At 59.5% G+C, this 14,739-nt stretch carries 15 protein-coding genes; 4 read left to right on the top strand and 11 right to left on the bottom strand.

The window, feature by feature from the left end; all coding sequences use genetic code 11:
• Positions 1-64: 64 nt before the first annotated feature.
• Positions 65-853, top strand: coding sequence for a cytochrome C assembly family protein (locus PG888_RS04130; protein ID WP_042059703.1), 789 nt, complete (start codon positions 65-67; stop codon positions 851-853).
• A 40-nt stretch (positions 854-893) separates the two neighbouring features.
• Positions 894-2,174, top strand: coding sequence for an HlyC/CorC family transporter (locus tag PG888_RS04135; RefSeq protein ID WP_270692735.1), 1,281 nt, complete (start codon positions 894-896; stop codon positions 2,172-2,174).
• A 40-nt stretch (positions 2,175-2,214) separates the two neighbouring features.
• Here PG888_RS04135 and PG888_RS04140 read toward each other — a convergent pair whose 3' ends face one another.
• Positions 2,215-2,685: an Rrf2 family transcriptional regulator gene (locus PG888_RS04140; protein ID WP_182938760.1), complete on the bottom strand. Its 471-nt coding sequence runs from the start codon at positions 2,683-2,685 to the stop codon at positions 2,215-2,217.
• Between the two features lie 111 nt (positions 2,686-2,796).
• On the opposite strand from PG888_RS04140, the gene hmpA reads away from it, so the two are divergent.
• A complete protein-coding gene (hmpA, locus tag PG888_RS04145; RefSeq protein ID WP_182938759.1) occupies positions 2,797-3,990 on the top strand; it encodes an NO-inducible flavohemoprotein in 1,194 nt (397 codons plus the stop codon).
• 99 nt (positions 3,991-4,089) lie between these two features.
• On the opposite strand, the gene PG888_RS04150 is transcribed toward hmpA, so the two are convergent.
• The 6 genes from PG888_RS04150 to PG888_RS04175 all read right to left on the bottom strand — a co-directional run bounded on the left by PG888_RS04150 (position 4,090) and on the right by PG888_RS04175 (position 9,049).
• The gene (locus tag PG888_RS04150) at positions 4,090-4,701 is read right to left on the bottom strand and encodes a tetratricopeptide repeat protein (RefSeq protein WP_156129202.1); all 612 of its coding nucleotides are present in this window, start codon (positions 4,699-4,701) and stop codon (positions 4,090-4,092) included.
• Between the two features lie 368 nt (positions 4,702-5,069).
• Positions 5,070-6,005, bottom strand: coding sequence for a malate dehydrogenase (gene mdh, locus PG888_RS04155; protein ID WP_005340384.1), 936 nt, complete (start codon positions 6,003-6,005; stop codon positions 5,070-5,072).
• 221 nt (positions 6,006-6,226) lie between these two features.
• Entirely contained in the window at positions 6,227-6,889 is a 663-nt protein-coding gene (gene artM, locus PG888_RS04160; RefSeq protein WP_058053931.1) for an arginine ABC transporter permease ArtM, read from the bottom strand.
• A 3-nt stretch (positions 6,890-6,892) separates the two neighbouring features.
• Entirely contained in the window at positions 6,893-7,543 is a 651-nt protein-coding gene (artQ, locus tag PG888_RS04165) for an arginine ABC transporter permease ArtQ (protein WP_111806089.1), read from the bottom strand.
• Between the two features lie 3 nt (positions 7,544-7,546).
• Positions 7,547-8,284, bottom strand: a complete 738-nt coding sequence (locus PG888_RS04170) for a transporter substrate-binding domain-containing protein (protein ID WP_042024243.1) — start codon at positions 8,282-8,284, stop codon at positions 7,547-7,549.
• Positions 8,285-8,308: 24 nt separating this feature from the next.
• A complete protein-coding gene (locus PG888_RS04175) occupies positions 8,309-9,049 on the bottom strand; it encodes an ATP-binding cassette domain-containing protein (RefSeq protein ID WP_111806084.1) in 741 nt (246 codons plus the stop codon).
• 201 nt (positions 9,050-9,250) lie between these two features.
• On the opposite strand from PG888_RS04175, the gene argR reads away from it, so the two are divergent.
• Positions 9,251-9,721 carry a transcriptional regulator ArgR gene (gene argR, locus PG888_RS04180; RefSeq protein ID WP_005340378.1) on the top strand — a complete coding sequence of 157 codons (471 nt, stop codon included), beginning with the start codon at positions 9,251-9,253 and terminating at the stop codon, positions 9,719-9,721.
• Positions 9,722-9,811: 90 nt separating this feature from the next.
• Here the strand turns inward: argR and PG888_RS04185 are convergent, their stop codons facing one another.
• From PG888_RS04185 to PG888_RS04200, 4 genes are all read right to left on the bottom strand, one after another.
• Entirely contained in the window at positions 9,812-10,717 is a 906-nt protein-coding gene (locus tag PG888_RS04185; RefSeq protein WP_182938758.1) for a Dyp-type peroxidase, read from the bottom strand.
• Positions 10,718-10,820: 103 nt separating this feature from the next.
• Positions 10,821-11,855 carry an ABC transporter ATP-binding protein gene (locus tag PG888_RS04190; RefSeq protein ID WP_182938757.1) on the bottom strand — a complete coding sequence of 345 codons (1,035 nt, stop codon included), beginning with the start codon at positions 11,853-11,855 and terminating at the stop codon, positions 10,821-10,823.
• Between the two features lie 82 nt (positions 11,856-11,937).
• On the bottom strand, positions 11,938-13,563 hold the full coding sequence (locus PG888_RS04195; protein WP_182938756.1) for an ABC transporter permease: 1,626 nt from the start codon (positions 13,561-13,563) through the stop codon (positions 11,938-11,940).
• 39 nt (positions 13,564-13,602) lie between these two features.
• Positions 13,603-14,610 carry a Fe(3+) ABC transporter substrate-binding protein gene (locus PG888_RS04200; protein WP_197970805.1) on the bottom strand — a complete coding sequence of 336 codons (1,008 nt, stop codon included), beginning with the start codon at positions 14,608-14,610 and terminating at the stop codon, positions 13,603-13,605.
• Positions 14,611-14,739: the final 129 nt, after the last annotated feature.

Raw genomic sequence — 14,739 nt, forward strand, 5'->3', positions numbered from 1 at the left:
CACTTCTCGTGCAAGGTATACTGCCCCTCTTACCCTCAAAAGCTTGTGCAACAACGACCTGGTTATGATCGTAATCTCTGTTCTGGCCCTGGCGTTTTATCTGCTGGCCATCATCGCCTCCCTGCATCTGTTACTGAGCGCCAAGCCGGTGGGACAGCGCTCCCTGTTTGCCTGTATCGGATTGGCCCTGATCGCCCATGCCAGCGCCCTCGGTTCAGAGGTATTGCAGAGTTCCGGCCAGAACCTGAGCATGCTCAACGTTGCCTCGCTGGTCAGCCTCATCATCAGTTGCTTCATGACCTGCGTCACCCGCCGCTTCAACGGCTGGATCCTGCTGCCGGTGGTCTACAGCTTCTCGGCCCTGTTACTGGCAGCCAGTGCCCTGATCCCGGGTCGCTACATCACCCATCTGGAGGCCCATCCCCAGCTGTTGCTGCACATCGGCCTCGCGCTGATGGCCTACTCGGTATTGATGATCGCCTGTCTGTTTGCGCTGCAGCTCGCCTGTCTGGACAAGCAGCTGAAATCGAGAAAAATCAGTAATCTGCCAGCCATGCCACCACTGATGACGGTGGAGAAACGGCTGTTCCAGCTGATCTCTGCGGGGGTGCTGCTGCTGACCCTCTCCATCGCCTCCGGCCTCTTCTTCCTCGAAGACATGTTCGCCCAGGGCAAATCCCACAAGGCGGTGCTCTCCATTCTTGCCTGGTGTGTCTACGTGCTGTTGCTGTGGGGTCATCACACCTATGGCTGGCGCGGCCGTAAAGTCATCACGCTCAGTCTGATTGGCAGCGTCATCCTGACCCTTGCCTACTTTGGCAGCCGCTTCGTCAAAGAAGTGTTGTTGAGCTGACCCCTACTCTTTTCGTCACACCATCCAACAGGAGCCCTTTTTGGACAGCATCTCAACGAGCACATTACTGATTGTCCTCGTTATCTTGATCCTTCTATCCGCTTTTTTCTCCAGTTCCGAAACCGGCCTGATGTCCATCAACCGCTACAAGCTGCGGCATCTGGCACAGACCAAACACAAAGCCGCACGCCGCGTCGAACAACTGCTCGCCCGCCCCGATCGCCTGCTGGGGCTGATCCTGATCGGCAACAATCTGGTCAATATCCTCGCCTCAGCCATCGCCACTATCGTCTGCATCCGGCTGTTTGGTGATCTCGGCGTCGCCATCGCCACCTTCGGCCTGACCCTGGTGGTGCTGGTGTTTGGTGAAGTGACCCCCAAGACCCTGGCCGCCATGTTCCCGGAGAAGATCGCCTATCCCGCCTCCTGGATCCTGAAAGGATTGATGGTGCCGCTCTCGCCGCTGGTCTGGCTGATCAACGGCATCACCAGCGGCCTGCTCAAGATGCTGAAGATCAATCCCAACAAGGATGACTCCCTCAACACCGAGGAGCTGCGCACCATCGTCAACGAGGCAGGCAACCTGATCCCCAAGCGTCATCAGGAGATGCTGCTCAGCATCCTGGATCTCGACAAGATGCTGGTCGAGGACATCATGGTGCCGCGCAGCGACATCTACGCCATCGACATCAACGATGACTGGAAGAGCATCCAGCGTCAGCTGGCTCACTGCGCCCACACCAAAATCCTGCTCTATCGCGACAATATCGATGACGTTGTCGGCTTTTTACACGCGCGCGATGCCCTGAGACTGGTTGCTCGGGATCTGTTCAACAAATCGAGTCTGTTGCGGGAAGTGGACGAGATCTACTTCATTCCGGAAGGGACCCCGCTCAACGTGCAGCTGGCCAAGTTCCAGCGCAACAAGGAGCGGATCGGCCTGATTGTCGATGAGTATGGCGATATTCAGGGACTGATCACCCTGGACGACATTCTGGAAGAGATCGTGGGCGACTTCACTACCTCCATGACGCCCGCGCCGAGCGACGAGATCCACCCCCAGCCGGACGGCACGTTTTTGGTGGAAGGCTCGGCCAGTGTGCGCGAGCTGAACAAGGAGATGAACTGGCACCTGCCCATCGACGGCCCGCGCACCCTCAACGGTCTGATCCTCGAATATCTGGAGGAGATCCCCCAGCCCAACATCGGGATCCGACTGGCCGGTTATCCTATCGAGATCCTCGATGTGGAGAACAACATGGTAAAGATGGCGCGGATCATGCCGGCATCTTACCGGGCCGATACAGATTCACAATATTGAAAAAGGGCTGCCAGTGGCAGCCCTTTTCTATTGCTCATTTTCATTGTTCGTCTTCGTCATCCGGCTCCAGCACCAGGGTCGGGATCAACTCGCCGAAGACCCGTTGCAACTCGGCACGGTTGGCCAGCAGGTCTTGCAGCGTATAGCTGTCCATCACCGCCAAAAATGCATCCATTGCCTCTCGCAGCGCACTCTTGAGCAGACAAACCGAGACGATATGGCAAACGGGCGAGCCGCAGTCGATCCCGTCCAGATTGCCTTCCAGCGCACGGATAACCTGCCCGATATTGATGGTGGCCGGATCGCAAGCCATGCGAATACCGCCATTCTTGCCCCGCTGGGATTGCAGATAGCCCAGCTTCACCAGCTGATTGACCACCTTCACCATGTGGTTGCGGGAAACGCCATACAGGGCCGATACCTTGGCGACGCTCGACAACTCCCCTTCCGGCAGGGTGGCAAGATAGAGCAGGGCTCTCAATCCGAAATCTGTATAACTGGTTAGTCTCATAAAACCTGATTAGCGCAATGCGAAAAGTGGAGTATTGATTCAAATCAAATAAACATCTAGGATGCCACTTATTAAATGACATTTTATATGTTCAATTAAAACGAGGCCCCTATGCTAGATCAAACCACCGTTGCCGTCATCAAAAGCACCATTCCGCTACTCGAATCAGCAGGTCCGGCCCTTACCCAGCACTTCTATCAGCGGATGTTCAGCCATAACCCGGAGCTGAAAGATATCTTCAACCTGGCCCATCAACGCAGTGGCGGCCAGCCGTTGGCCCTGTTCAATGCGGTCGCGGCTTACGCCAGGAATATCGACAATCTGGGGGCACTCGCCGGTGCGGTCGAGCGGATTGCGCACAAACATACCGGATTCCTGATCCAGCCGGAACAATATCACATTGTAGGTAGTCATCTCTTGGCCACGCTCAAAGAATTGGGCGGAAGTGCGGTCACCGACGAGGTGCTGGAGGCATGGGGCAAGGCGTATGGTGTGCTGGCCGACATCTTCATCGGCCGCGAGCGGGAGATCTATCAGGAGAAGGCCAATCAGGATGGCGGCTGGCAAGGTACCCGCAGCTTCATCATCAAGGAGAAGCGGGCCGAGAGCGCCATCATCACCTCCTTCCTGCTGGCGCCGGAAGATGGCAAGCCGGTATTGGACTTCAAACCGGGCCAATACCTCAGCATTAAGCTGGTTCATCCCGAGCTCGAATATCAGGAGATCCGCCAGTACTCCCTCTCCAATGCCCCCAACGGGCAGGATTACCGCATCAGCGTCAAGCGCGAGCCGCAGGGTCAGGTCTCCAATCTGCTGCACGATCACCTGCAGGTGGGTGACAAGATCGAGGTGATGCCCCCCACTGGCGATTTCTATCTGAAAGCCGACAGCCAGACTCCGGTGGTACTGCTCTCCGCCGGTGTCGGCGTGACGCCGATGATGAGCATGCTTAACCAGCTGCTGGCGAGCGGCCATCAGGCCGATATCACCTGGCTGCACGCCTGCGAACAGGGCGCTGTGCACGCTTTCAGGGAAGATATTCAGCAAAAATCCCGCCAGCATCCCAACTTGCTGAGCCGGGTCTGGTATCGGGAGCCGGAGGCCAATGATGTGCCGGACGAAGATTACGACCTTTCCGGCACCATGGATCTGACCGCAGTGAAGGAACGCATCACGCCAGAGGCCCACTACTACTTCTGTGGCCCCGTGGGCTTCATGCAAGAGATCAAGCGGCAGTTGCTGGCGGCTGGGGTATCAGCCGGGCAGCTTCATTACGAAGTTTTTGGCCCCCATCAAGATCTCTAAGGCGCGGGCGGCCATATAACGGAGGGAGGCTCCGGCCTGTCATGGCACGGCGGCTGGAACCGGACCCACAGATGCAGATCTGTGGGTCATTTTGTTGGATCAGTGCATCGCCTTGGCGCGGGCTACCACGTTGGCCGGCATCCGGTTGCCAAGCCGACTGAGCAGACTCGCCGCCTTCTGGTGCAGCGCCTTGTCACCGATGACAGCACCATGGAGCCAACGGTAGGCATCCTCATAATCGAGCGGGCTGCCCATCCCCTGCAACAGCATCTCGACCCACTCGATGCGGGCGCGCAGAAAACCGAGGCTGGCCGCCTCGCGCATCAGAGTCTCGGCACGCACCAGATCCTTCTGCACCAGGGTTCCTTTCCAGTAGTAGCGGCCCAGTTGCTCCAGCGCGGGCGCCAACCCCTGATTGGCCGCCTCCCACATATATTGCACTCCGAGTTCGGCATTGGGCTTGGTACAGACGCCCCATGCCAACATATCCCCCCAGAGGTACTGATAGGCCGGGATCTTCATCACCGAGGCGCGCGCTTCGATATCCTGAGTCAACTGACAGCGATCCTGCTTCACCTGAGTGAGATGACGCCCCTGCTCAATCCAGTTGAGCAGTTCGTCCTGACGATAGAGCGGCACCGCCTGCAACTCGCCAGCGGCCAGTGGCGCGGGAGGTGCAACCGCAGCAGCGGGTTCCACCGGTTGTGGCAGCGGCGCAGCACCCTCGCCACTGCTGGCGACCGGTGTGGTCGGCTCGGCCGGGAGCAAGACGGGGGCAGCCTCAGAGGGCGTAGGTGTAGTCGCAGAGACAGGCGCCGTTGCCACCGCAGCGCTGCTTTCAGTCGGCATCGAGGCACTGACCGCTGGCGCATCGCTCGATACGGCAGCCGATACCGCCTCGGCACCATAGAGGGGCGCGCTGAATGCACCGACAAGAACGAGAAGGGTAAGGGGTTTCATCATAAGGATCTCCTGCTGCACTCTGTTATCGGCACCAACCCCCATCCCCTTAGCCTGCCGGGCGGATCTCATCAATACAAAAGGGAGCCGAAGCTCCCTTGTTGGCACGGTTGACCCGCTTACTTGACGAAATCGACACCCAGCTGGATATCGGCTTTCAGGGTAGCCAGCATGCCTTCCATCGCTTCTTGCTCGAACGCGCTCAGCTTGCCGTAATCCAGTACGGTTTCGACGCCGTTCTTGCCCAGCAGTACCGGCTGCGCGAAGAAGGTGGCGTGCTCGCCGTTGCCTTCCACGTAGGCGCACTCAACAACGTTGGCTTCACCCTGCAGACCCTTGATGAGGGAGAGACCGAAACGGCAAGCCGCCTGACCCATGGAGAGGGTCGCAGAACCGCCACCGGCTTTGGCTTCCACCACTTCGGTACCGGCATTCTGGATGCGCTTGGTCATGGCAGCCACTTCTTCTGCAGTGAAGGAGGCGCCTTCAATCTGGGAGAGCAGCGGCAGAATGGTCACGCCACTGTGACCACCGATCACGTTGACGCGAACCTTGTCGATGTTCAGCCCTTTGGCGGCGGCCACGAAGGTCTCGGCGCGGATCACGTCCAGGGTGGTGACACCGAACAGACGGCGCTTGTCATAGACACCGGCTTTCTTCAGCACTTCGGCGGCGATGGCCACAGTGGTGTTGACCGGGTTGGTGATGATGCCGATCAGTGCTTTCGGACAAGTGGCCGCGCACTTCTCGACCAGATTCTTGACGATACCGGCGTTGATGTTGAACAGGTCGGAGCGATCCATCCCCGGCTTGCGTGCCACACCGGCGGAGATCAGCACCACATCGGCCCCAACCAGCGCAGGAGTCGGATCTTCACCGCAGAAGCCCTTGATGGCGACGTCGGTAGGAATATGACTGAGGTCAACGGCCACACCCGGGGTGACCGGGGCGATGTCATACAGGCTCAGCTCGGAGCCAGCCGGCAGACGGTTTTTCAACAGCAGAGCGAGGGCTTGACCGATGCCACCAGCGGCACCCAGAACGGCAACTTTCATGATCAACTCCATGTTTAAGCGTAGGTTTAAGGTTGTTTCTTGTTGTGCGCCCAACCTTAATGGATCCCCCCATAAAAAACAATCTGATAACAGTTGCAGTCACGGGTTCTGTGAGCCACGAAACACGCGGGAGCAAAAATTGGAGGGAAATACAAAAAGTTGGAGGAGAAGCACAGTTTTTCTGCACTTCTCCTTACCATAAAGAGGTAGTTATGAAGGTTTCAGGATTGAAATGCCAACGCCCGTTTTTCACACCAGCGAAAACCAATTGTTAACAATCCGTTCATCGCCAGATACAGCCCGCCAGCCACCCCGAACACCGCCAGGGTATCGTAGGTCTGGGCATTCAACCCCTGCGCCAGCCCCATGATGTCCATGATGGTGATGGTACTGGCGAGGGAACTCCCCTTGAGCACCAGGATCACCTCGTTGGAGTAGGCAGGCACCAGATGACGGGCCGCGTGGCGCACCTTCATCCAGAGGGTTTGCCCGGAGGAGAAACCCAGCGCCCGGCACGCTTCCACCTCACCGGCCGGGATGGCATCGAGCGCCCCCTTGAACAACCGGGTGGAGTAGGCCGCCGTGTTGAGACCCAGTGCCAGCACGGCGCAGAACCAAGGCTGCTTGAGCAGCGGCCAGAGCGGGCTGGCTTTCAGCCACTCGAACTGCCCCGGCCCGTAGTAAATCAGGAAGATCTGAATGAGCAGCGGCGTACCGGTAAAGATCAGCACCCACAGCTGCACCAGCTGGGTCGCCACCGGCAGGCGCAGCTCCAGCACCCAGGTCATCAGGGCCGCCAGAGCTATCCCCAGCAGCAGGCTGAACAGAGTCAGCTCCAGTGTGGTGACCAGACCGCCCAGCAACGTAACGAGATACTCTTGCATCAGTTAGCCTCCGTAGCGGCGGGTGTAGCGGGCAGCGAGCCCGAGGCCGTACTCGCTCACCAAACTGATAGCCAGATAGATGAGGGCGGCGGCGGCATACCAGGTGAACGGCTCATAGGTACTGGCCGAGGCCATCTGCGCCTGACGCATCATCTCGTTGACCCCGATCAGCGACACCAGCGCGGTGTCTTTCAGCAGCACCAGCCACTGGTTGCCGAGGCCCGGCAGGGCGTGACGCCACGCCTGCGGCAACACGATACGAAAGAAGATGTGGCCCTTGCCAAGACCCAGCGCCATCGCCGCCAACCGTTGCCCGGCAGGCACTGCATTGAGTGCCGCCCGCAGGGTCTGGGTCGCATAGCTGGCAAACAGCAGGGAGAGCGCCAGCACGCCGCAGGCAAACGGGCTGAACTCCACATACTCGCCGGTGATGAGGAACAGCACCTGGGTCGAGCCGAAGTAGATGAACAGCACCACCAGCAACTCGGGCAGGCCACGGATCAGCGTGGTCAGAGTGGCCACCGGCCACACCAGCGCACGCTGCTTGCTGAGCTCGGCGGCACTGAACGCCAGTGCCAACACCATGCCCCCGACCAGTGATGCCAAGGCCAGCCCGAGGGTCATCCAGGCTGCATCCAACAACAGGCTCAACATGGCTTACTGCGCGAAGTATTTGTCGAAGATTTTCTGATAGGTGCCGTTGGCCTTGATCTCGGCCAGCCCCTTGTTCAGCTGAGTCAGCAGCTCCTGATTGCCCTTGGCGACCGCGATGCCAAAGCCGGTACCGAAGTACTTGGCATCGGTCACCGGCGTACCCACTACCGCATACTCCTTGTGTTGCTTCAGCCAGTCGGCAGCAACGGCGGTATCGGCAAACACACCGTCGGTACGGCCATTCATCATGTCGAGGAAGGCGCTCTGGTAGCTGGCATAAGGCACGGTCAGCAGACCCTTGCTCACCCAGTTATCCACCAGATAGGACTGGTGAGAGGTGCCGTTCTGCACACCGACAGTCTTGTCGACCATCTCTTCCGGCCCCTTGAAGGCATCTTTCTTGGCGACGAATACTGCCGAGTTCTCGTAGTAGATGTCGGAGAAATCGACCTGCGCGGAGCGCTCCGGAGTCACGTCCATGGCGGCGATGGCGGCATCATAGCGACGGAATTTCAGGCTGGGGATCAGGCTGTCAAAGGCCTGGTTGTGGAAGCTGCACTCCAGCTTGGCCTGCTCGCAGATGGCGCGAGCCAGATCGATGTCAAAACCCTGAAACTCGTTCTTGTCATCCAGGTATTCGAACGGCGCGTAGGTGGCCTCGGTGGCGAACTTGATCTCTTTGGCCATGACCGAGGTACTCAACAGACCCATGGCAGCAACCAACAACAGACTCTTTTTCATGACAGCTTCCTTATCGATTCAATATCAATGCATCAAGAATTCGGCAAACCGGCTGGTTTGCGGGGATTGGAAAATGGCGGCGGTGCCGGATTCGATGATCCGCCCCTTCTCCAGATAAATCACCTGACTGGCCACCTTGCGGGCAAAATCGACCTCGTGGGTCACCACCACCTGGGTAATGCCGGTCTGGCTCAGGTTGCGGATAATCTCGGCCACCTCTTTGGTGATCTCGGGATCCAGCGCGGCAGTCGGTTCGTCAAACAGCAGCACTTCCGGGTCCATCATCAGGGTACGGGCAATGGCCACCCGCTGCTGCTGACCGCCGGAGAGACGGGCAGGCCAGGCATCGCGCTTGTCGGCCAGCTGCAACTGGGCCAGCAGATAGGCCCCCTTCTCGATGGCGGCCTCCTTGCTCATGCCGAGCACCTTGACCGGCGCTTCAATCAGATTCTCCATCACAGTGAGATGTGGCCAGAGATTGTACTGCTGGAACACCATACCCACCTTGCGACGCAGCAGTTGGGACTGGCGGTTGAATTCGGCAGCAGAGAGGGCGTTCGGGAAAGAAAATTCACTTTCGCCAATCCGCAGAACACCCGCATCCGGGGTATCCAGCAGGTTCATCATCCGTAGCAGGGAACTCTTGCCAGCACCGCTCGGGCCCAGCAACACCAAGGTTTCACCGGGGGATGTCCGAAAGCTGACCTGTTGCAGAACCGGCACCTTGTGCCAGGATTTCTCGATACCTATTAATTCAATACCCATACAGCCCAATTGAATAAGTTTTCAAAATTTCATCCCGATTCTATCCCTAATAGAGGTTGATGCAAGCCATTTTTGAATCAATATGCAGAACAAGCGCCGCTTCCTTGCAAAAAACGGCATATGAATGCAAAATGGCCTCGCTGTTCGTATCTGCCGCCTGTGTCACACAGGCCGCCACACCTCCTCATTCGTGAGACCAAGATGAAACACAACGACAAGCAAGAAAAACTGGCCAAGGCCTTTAAAGCCTTGCTGAAAGAAGAGCGCTTTGGCTCCCAGGCAGAGATCGTCACCGCCCTGCAAGAGCTGGGCTTCGAGAACATCAACCAGTCCAAGGTATCGCGCATGCTGAGCCGCTTCGGCGCCGTTCGCACTCGCAATGCCAAGATGGAGATGGTCTACTGCCTGCCGGTGGAGCTGGGCGTGCCCACCACCTCCAGCCCGCTCAAGAATCTGGTACTGGACGTCGACCACAACGGCGCACTGGTGGTGATCCACACCAGCCCGGGCGCGGCCCAGCTGATCGCCCGCCTGCTCGACTCCCTCGGCAAGGCAGAGGGGATCCTCGGCACCATCGCCGGTGATGACACCATCTTCATCACCCCGACCAGCGATACCGATATCGAAGAGCTCTACCTCTCCGCACTCGAGCTGTTCGAACAGACCCCGTAATGGTGGCCACCGCGTCATAGCGATCACGCCAGAACGAAAAATCCCGGCCAAGGCCGGGATTTTTGTTTTCTGCAGCTTCGTCAGGCGGGCTTATTTGCCCTGTGCCATCAAAAAGCCTTCCGATGGGGCGAAGAAAGCCGCGCCGGTCACTGCCTTGGTGAAGCGCAGCAGGTGATCGAAGTGGCTGCCCTCCCCCTTGTACATGCTGGCCAGCATGGCGTTGAAGTGCTGCGGTGTGCGGCAGCAGGAGATGAAGTAGAGCCCCTGCTCGCGCATGGTGCCCCAGGGCATGCTCTGGCGCAGGATCTCCATAGACTCCCCTTTCGGAGTCTTGAGGTTGACCCGCTTGATGTGGGCGGTCAGCGGCTTGGCGGCAGACTCATACTCGATGTTGTCGGGCTTGGTGCGACCGATAATGTCTTCCTGCTCTTTTTGCGCCAGCTTCTCCCAGTCGCTCATGGCGTGGACCCAGCGCTGGACGTGAATGTAGGATCCACCGGCAAACTCGCCATCGGCCAACAACGCCACTTCGGCGCGATGCTCATCCTGCGGGTTCTCGGTGCCATCGACGAAACCGGTCAGGTCACGGCAATCCAGATTGCGGAAACCGCGCACCTCTTCGGCCAGCTCGACCAGTCCGGCCAGCAGCGCCATCACGCGGTGACCGACGTGGTGCAGTACATCCACCCGATCGGCACGCAGCTGAATAAAGAGATCAAACGGGGTGTTGGGCGCTTCCTGACCGTTGGCGGATTGCGCCATAAAGCTACGGAACTGGGGCGGACGGGCGGCAGGGTAGAGACCATCCCAGGCATCGGCGCCAACGGCAACCAGCCCGCTGAAACCGGCATCGGGGAAATCGGCGGCCACCGCCTGCCACAGGGCAGGCAACTTGGCCAGACGGCCGGCCAGTTCGGCGGCATCGCCGGTGCGATTGAACATCAGATAGAGGGCGTGCAGATTCGGCTCTGCGCAGATCCCGGCTTGGGCTTTCATATATCTCTCCCCTGAGTAGGCGTTAGCGTTACGGGCTATTAGCGTTGCGCGATTATAAACCAGAGTTGTTCCAGTTCTTTGATTTCACGACGATATCACGCGTTCAGGGTAAAGGGTCGAACAACACCAGCCCATGAGGGGCGACCTTGATCCGTGCCCGCATCCCTTCAAGGGGCTCGCCAATGCTCGCCTCCAGCTGCAGATCGCCACACTCGAACAGCACCCGGCAATGGTGGCCGAGGAACTGCTGCTCCACCACCTTGAGCTCGCCCTCTGCGGCGCTCTCCAGCAGCAGTTGCTGGGGTCTGAGCATCAACTGCAACTGCTCGCCCACCGCACGACCATGGGGTTCGCTGCCACAGATGACCCCGAGCGCCGTCTGCACGCAGTGGCTGTCCACCACCTCGGCGGCCAGATAGTTGACCCCGCCGAGAAACTCCGCCACGAAGCGGTTTTGCGGGCGGCGATAGAGCTGCTCCGGCTGGCCCACCTGCTCGATGTGACCGGCGCGAAACAGCGCCAGCCGATCGGCGAAGGCGAATGCCTCCTCCTTGCTGTGGCTGACGAAGATGGCGCCGATCCCCTGCTGCTTGAGCAGGGCGCGGATCTCGAGGATCAACTTCATCCGCACCTGGGTGTCGATGTTGGAGAAGGGTTCATCCAGCAGCATCAGCCGCGGCTTGCAGACCAGCGCCCGGGCGATGGCCACCCGCTGCTGCTGGCCACCGGAGAGCTGGTGCGGATAACGATCCCCCAGCCCCTGCAGATTGACCAGCGCCAGCGCCTCGTCCACCTGCTGCTGGCGGGCTCGGTGATCGAGTCGGGTCAGACCGAAACCGACGTTGTCGGCCACCGTCAGGTGGGGGAAGAGGGCGTAATCCTGAAAGATCATCCCGATATTGCGCGCCTCGGGCGGCACGCTGGCATCCGCCCCGTCGAGCAGGGTATCGCCGAGGCGGATCGTACCCTCTGCCAGCGGCAGCAGGCCGGCGATGGCCTTGAGCAGCGTGGTTTTGCCGCAGCCGCTCGCTCCCAGCAAACAGACGATCTCGTTGTCTGCCACCGTCAGGGAGAGCTGTTCCAGCACATTGCGACCGTTGTAACGGCAGCTGACATTTTCAACCTGCAAACAGGACAAGGCTGACTTCCTCTCGTTTCTGGCGGCGCGCTGCCTTTCGGTTCAGCGCACCACATGCAATTTCATTGGCCGACGTGGCGACTCAGTGGCCCGGACTGTCCAGAGTGCGGTTGACCCAGATCAGCGGCAACAGCCCCACCAGCACGATAACGATGGCGCCCAGCGCGCCGCGCTCCAGCATCTCGTCCGAGACGAACTGGTAGACGTGGGTCGCCAGGGTGTCGAAGTTGAACGGCCGCAGCAGCAGCGCCGCAGGCAGCTCCTTCATGGATTCGATAAACACCAGCATGGCACCGGCAAACAGACCGCGGCGCACCAGCGGCAGGTGCACCCGCCGCAGCATGCCGCCATCACCCTGCCCCAGGGAGCGGGCCGCCATGTCGAGACTGGGAGAGATCTTGCCCATGCTGCTCTCCACCGAGCCGATGGCGATGGCCACGAAGCGCACCAGATAGCCGAACACGATGGCGGTGATGGTGCCGGTCAGCAGCAGCCCCGGCCCCTGACGCCCCAACCACTCGGCCAGATCGTTGATGGCAAAGTCGAGGGCGGTGAGCGGCACCAGCACGCCGATGGCCAGCACGGTCCCCGGCATGGCGTATCCCATGGCGGCGATGCGCAGGGGCAGCAGACTCTTGATCCCGCCATCGAGACGGCGGAAGAAGCCCAGCAGCAGTGCAATCCCCATCGCTAGCAGGGCGGTTAGCGCCGAGATGAGCAGACTGTTACCGGCAAAGCGGACGAACTCCGGCGTCCACGACAACTCGAAGTAGCGCACCCCGTAATCAAGCAGGATGACGAACGGCAGGCCGAAGCCGGCCAGCACCAGACCCCAGCACCAGAGACCAGCCAGCCAACGGCGAATCCCCTTGAGCGGGTAGCGCAGCGGCTGCTCATGACCCATGGACTTCTGGAACACCTGCTGCCGGCTGCGAGAGCGGCGCTCTAGCGCGATCAGCAGTACCACTGCCAGCAGCATCAGGCAGGAGAGTTTGGCCGCGGTGGCCAGACTGCCATAGCCGAGCCAGGTGTCGTAGACCGCCGTGGTCAGGGTATTGATGGCAAAGAAGTGGACGGTGGCGAAGTCAGCCAACGTCTCCATCGCCACCAGCGATACCGCCACCATGATGGCGGGGCGCGCCAGCGGCAGGCTGAGGCGGCGAAAACTCTGCCAGGGGGTACAACCGAGCAAGCGGCTGGAGTGGATCAGGCTGACCGACTGCTCCAGAAAGGAGGCGCGGGTCAGCAGATAGACATAGGGAAACAACACCAAAGCCAGCACCCAGGCGGCGCCGCCAAGGGAGCGAATGGCAGGAAACCAGTAATCGGCCGGAGTGTTCCAGCCAAAGAGTGTGCGCAACCCGGCCTGTAGCGGGCCCGAGTAGTCGAGCAGGTCGGTATAGACATAGGCAACGATATAGGAGGGCATCGCCATCGGCAGCATCAGCGCCCACTGCAGGGCGCGCCTCCCCGGTACCTGACACATGGCCACCAGCCAGGCGGTTGGCACGCCAAACAGCAGGCTGAGCAGCACCACGCCGACCACCAGCCCAAGGGTATTGGCCAGATAATCGAGCAGCACGGTATCGGCGAGGTGACGAAACAGATCTCCCTCAGCCGAGAAGGCTGAGAAAAGCAGGGCTATAACCGGTAAACCCAGCAGCAGGGCGATGGCCCAGCTGCCGGTCATCCATCCAAAATTTTTCATGAGACCACAGAGGTTGATGGGGCCGTTGGCCCCATCTGATTACAAGTCGAACTTCACTTCATCCAGCAACTGCAAGGCGTCCTTGCGGTGCTTGGCATAATCGCTGACCGGTAGTGCGTCAGACTTGAAACTGCCCCAGGACTTGACCATGGCGGAAGGCTCGACCCCGGCCTTGACCGGATACTCGGCGTTCACGTCCGCATACATGTGCTGGGCGGTATCGCCGGCGAGGAACTCCATCAGCTTCTGGGCCTCGGCCTTGTTCTTGGCATACTTGGTCATGGCCACGCCGCTCACGTTGACGTGGGCACCGCGGTCAGCCTGATTCGGGAAGTTGATATAAACCGCATCCGCCCAGGACTTCTGCGCCGGATCTTTCAACATGGCGCCCAGATAGTAGCTGTTGCCGAGCGACACGTCACAGATACCATCCTTGATCGCCTTGACCTGATCCCGGTCGTTGCCCTGCGGTTTGCGCGCCAGGTTGGCCTTGACTCCTTCCAGCCAGGTTTTGGTCTCGGCCATGCCGTGATGGGCAATCATCGAGGAGACCAGCGCCACATTGTACTCATGCTTGCCGCTGCGGGTGCAGATTTTCCCTTTGAATTCCGGCTTGGCCAGATCTTCGTAGCTGATGGTGTCGAGCTTGCCGAGACGATCCTTGCTGGAGTAGATGGCGCGCACCCGGGTGGTCAGGGCGAACCAGCGATTCTCCGGATCACGATAGATGGCGGGGATGTTCTCCTGCAGGATCTTGCTGTCCGCCGGCTGCACCAGCCCCTTGTCCACCAGATCGGTCAGACGGCTGATATCGACGGTCAGCATCAGGTCGGCCGGAGAGAGTTTGCCTTCCCGCTCCAGACGCTCGTTCAACCCCTCTTTGGCGAACACCACGTTCACCTTGATGCCCGATTCCTTCTCGAACTGCTGGATGATGGGCTTGATCAGCTCATCCTGCCGGTTGGAGTAGACATTCACTTCCCCGGCCGCCAATGCCGACTGAGCAGCCAACGCAGAGAAAGCCAGTGCCAACATCTTCATTTTCATCATCCATTCCTTGATTAGCTATACAGAGTGATAACGATTGCCGTTTGCATTCTGCATACATCTTATAAGCGGATCAAGAACGCTTGCCATCGTACTTCACATATTTAATCGCCAATAAAATTAAAGAGG

The sequence above is a fragment of the Aeromonas sp. QDB23 genome (assembly GCF_027707745.1).
GTDB lineage: Bacteria > Pseudomonadota > Gammaproteobacteria > Enterobacterales > Aeromonadaceae > Aeromonas > Aeromonas allosaccharophila.

Bases quoted from the DNA above. Each gene is read 5' to 3' on its own strand.
- PG888_RS04195 (WP_182938756.1), bottom strand. From the start codon at position 13,563: ATGAAAAATTTTGGATGGATGACCGGCAGCTGGGCCATCGCCCTGCTG.
- PG888_RS04130 (WP_042059703.1), top strand. From the start codon at position 65: ATGATCGTAATCTCTGTTCTGGCCCTGGCGTTTTATCTGCTGGCCATC.
- artM (WP_058053931.1), bottom strand. From the start codon at position 6,889: ATGCAAGAGTATCTCGTTACGTTGCTGGGCGGTCTGGTCACCACACTG.
- argR (WP_005340378.1), top strand. From the start codon at position 9,251: ATGAAACACAACGACAAGCAAGAAAAACTGGCCAAGGCCTTTAAAGCC.
- PG888_RS04200 (WP_197970805.1), bottom strand. From the start codon at position 14,610: ATGAAAATGAAGATGTTGGCACTGGCTTTCTCTGCGTTGGCTGCTCAG.
- PG888_RS04140 (WP_182938760.1), bottom strand. From the start codon at position 2,685: ATGAGACTAACCAGTTATACAGATTTCGGATTGAGAGCCCTGCTCTAT.
- mdh (WP_005340384.1), bottom strand. From the start codon at position 6,005: ATGAAAGTTGCCGTTCTGGGTGCCGCTGGTGGCATCGGTCAAGCCCTC.
- PG888_RS04175 (WP_111806084.1), bottom strand. From the start codon at position 9,049: ATGGGTATTGAATTAATAGGTATCGAGAAATCCTGGCACAAGGTGCCG.
- hmpA (WP_182938759.1), top strand. From the start codon at position 2,797: ATGCTAGATCAAACCACCGTTGCCGTCATCAAAAGCACCATTCCGCTA.
- PG888_RS04185 (WP_182938758.1), bottom strand. From the start codon at position 10,717: ATGAAAGCCCAAGCCGGGATCTGCGCAGAGCCGAATCTGCACGCCCTC.
- PG888_RS04170 (WP_042024243.1), bottom strand. From the start codon at position 8,284: ATGAAAAAGAGTCTGTTGTTGGTTGCTGCCATGGGTCTGTTGAGTACC.
- artQ (WP_111806089.1), bottom strand. From the start codon at position 7,543: ATGTTGAGCCTGTTGTTGGATGCAGCCTGGATGACCCTCGGGCTGGCC.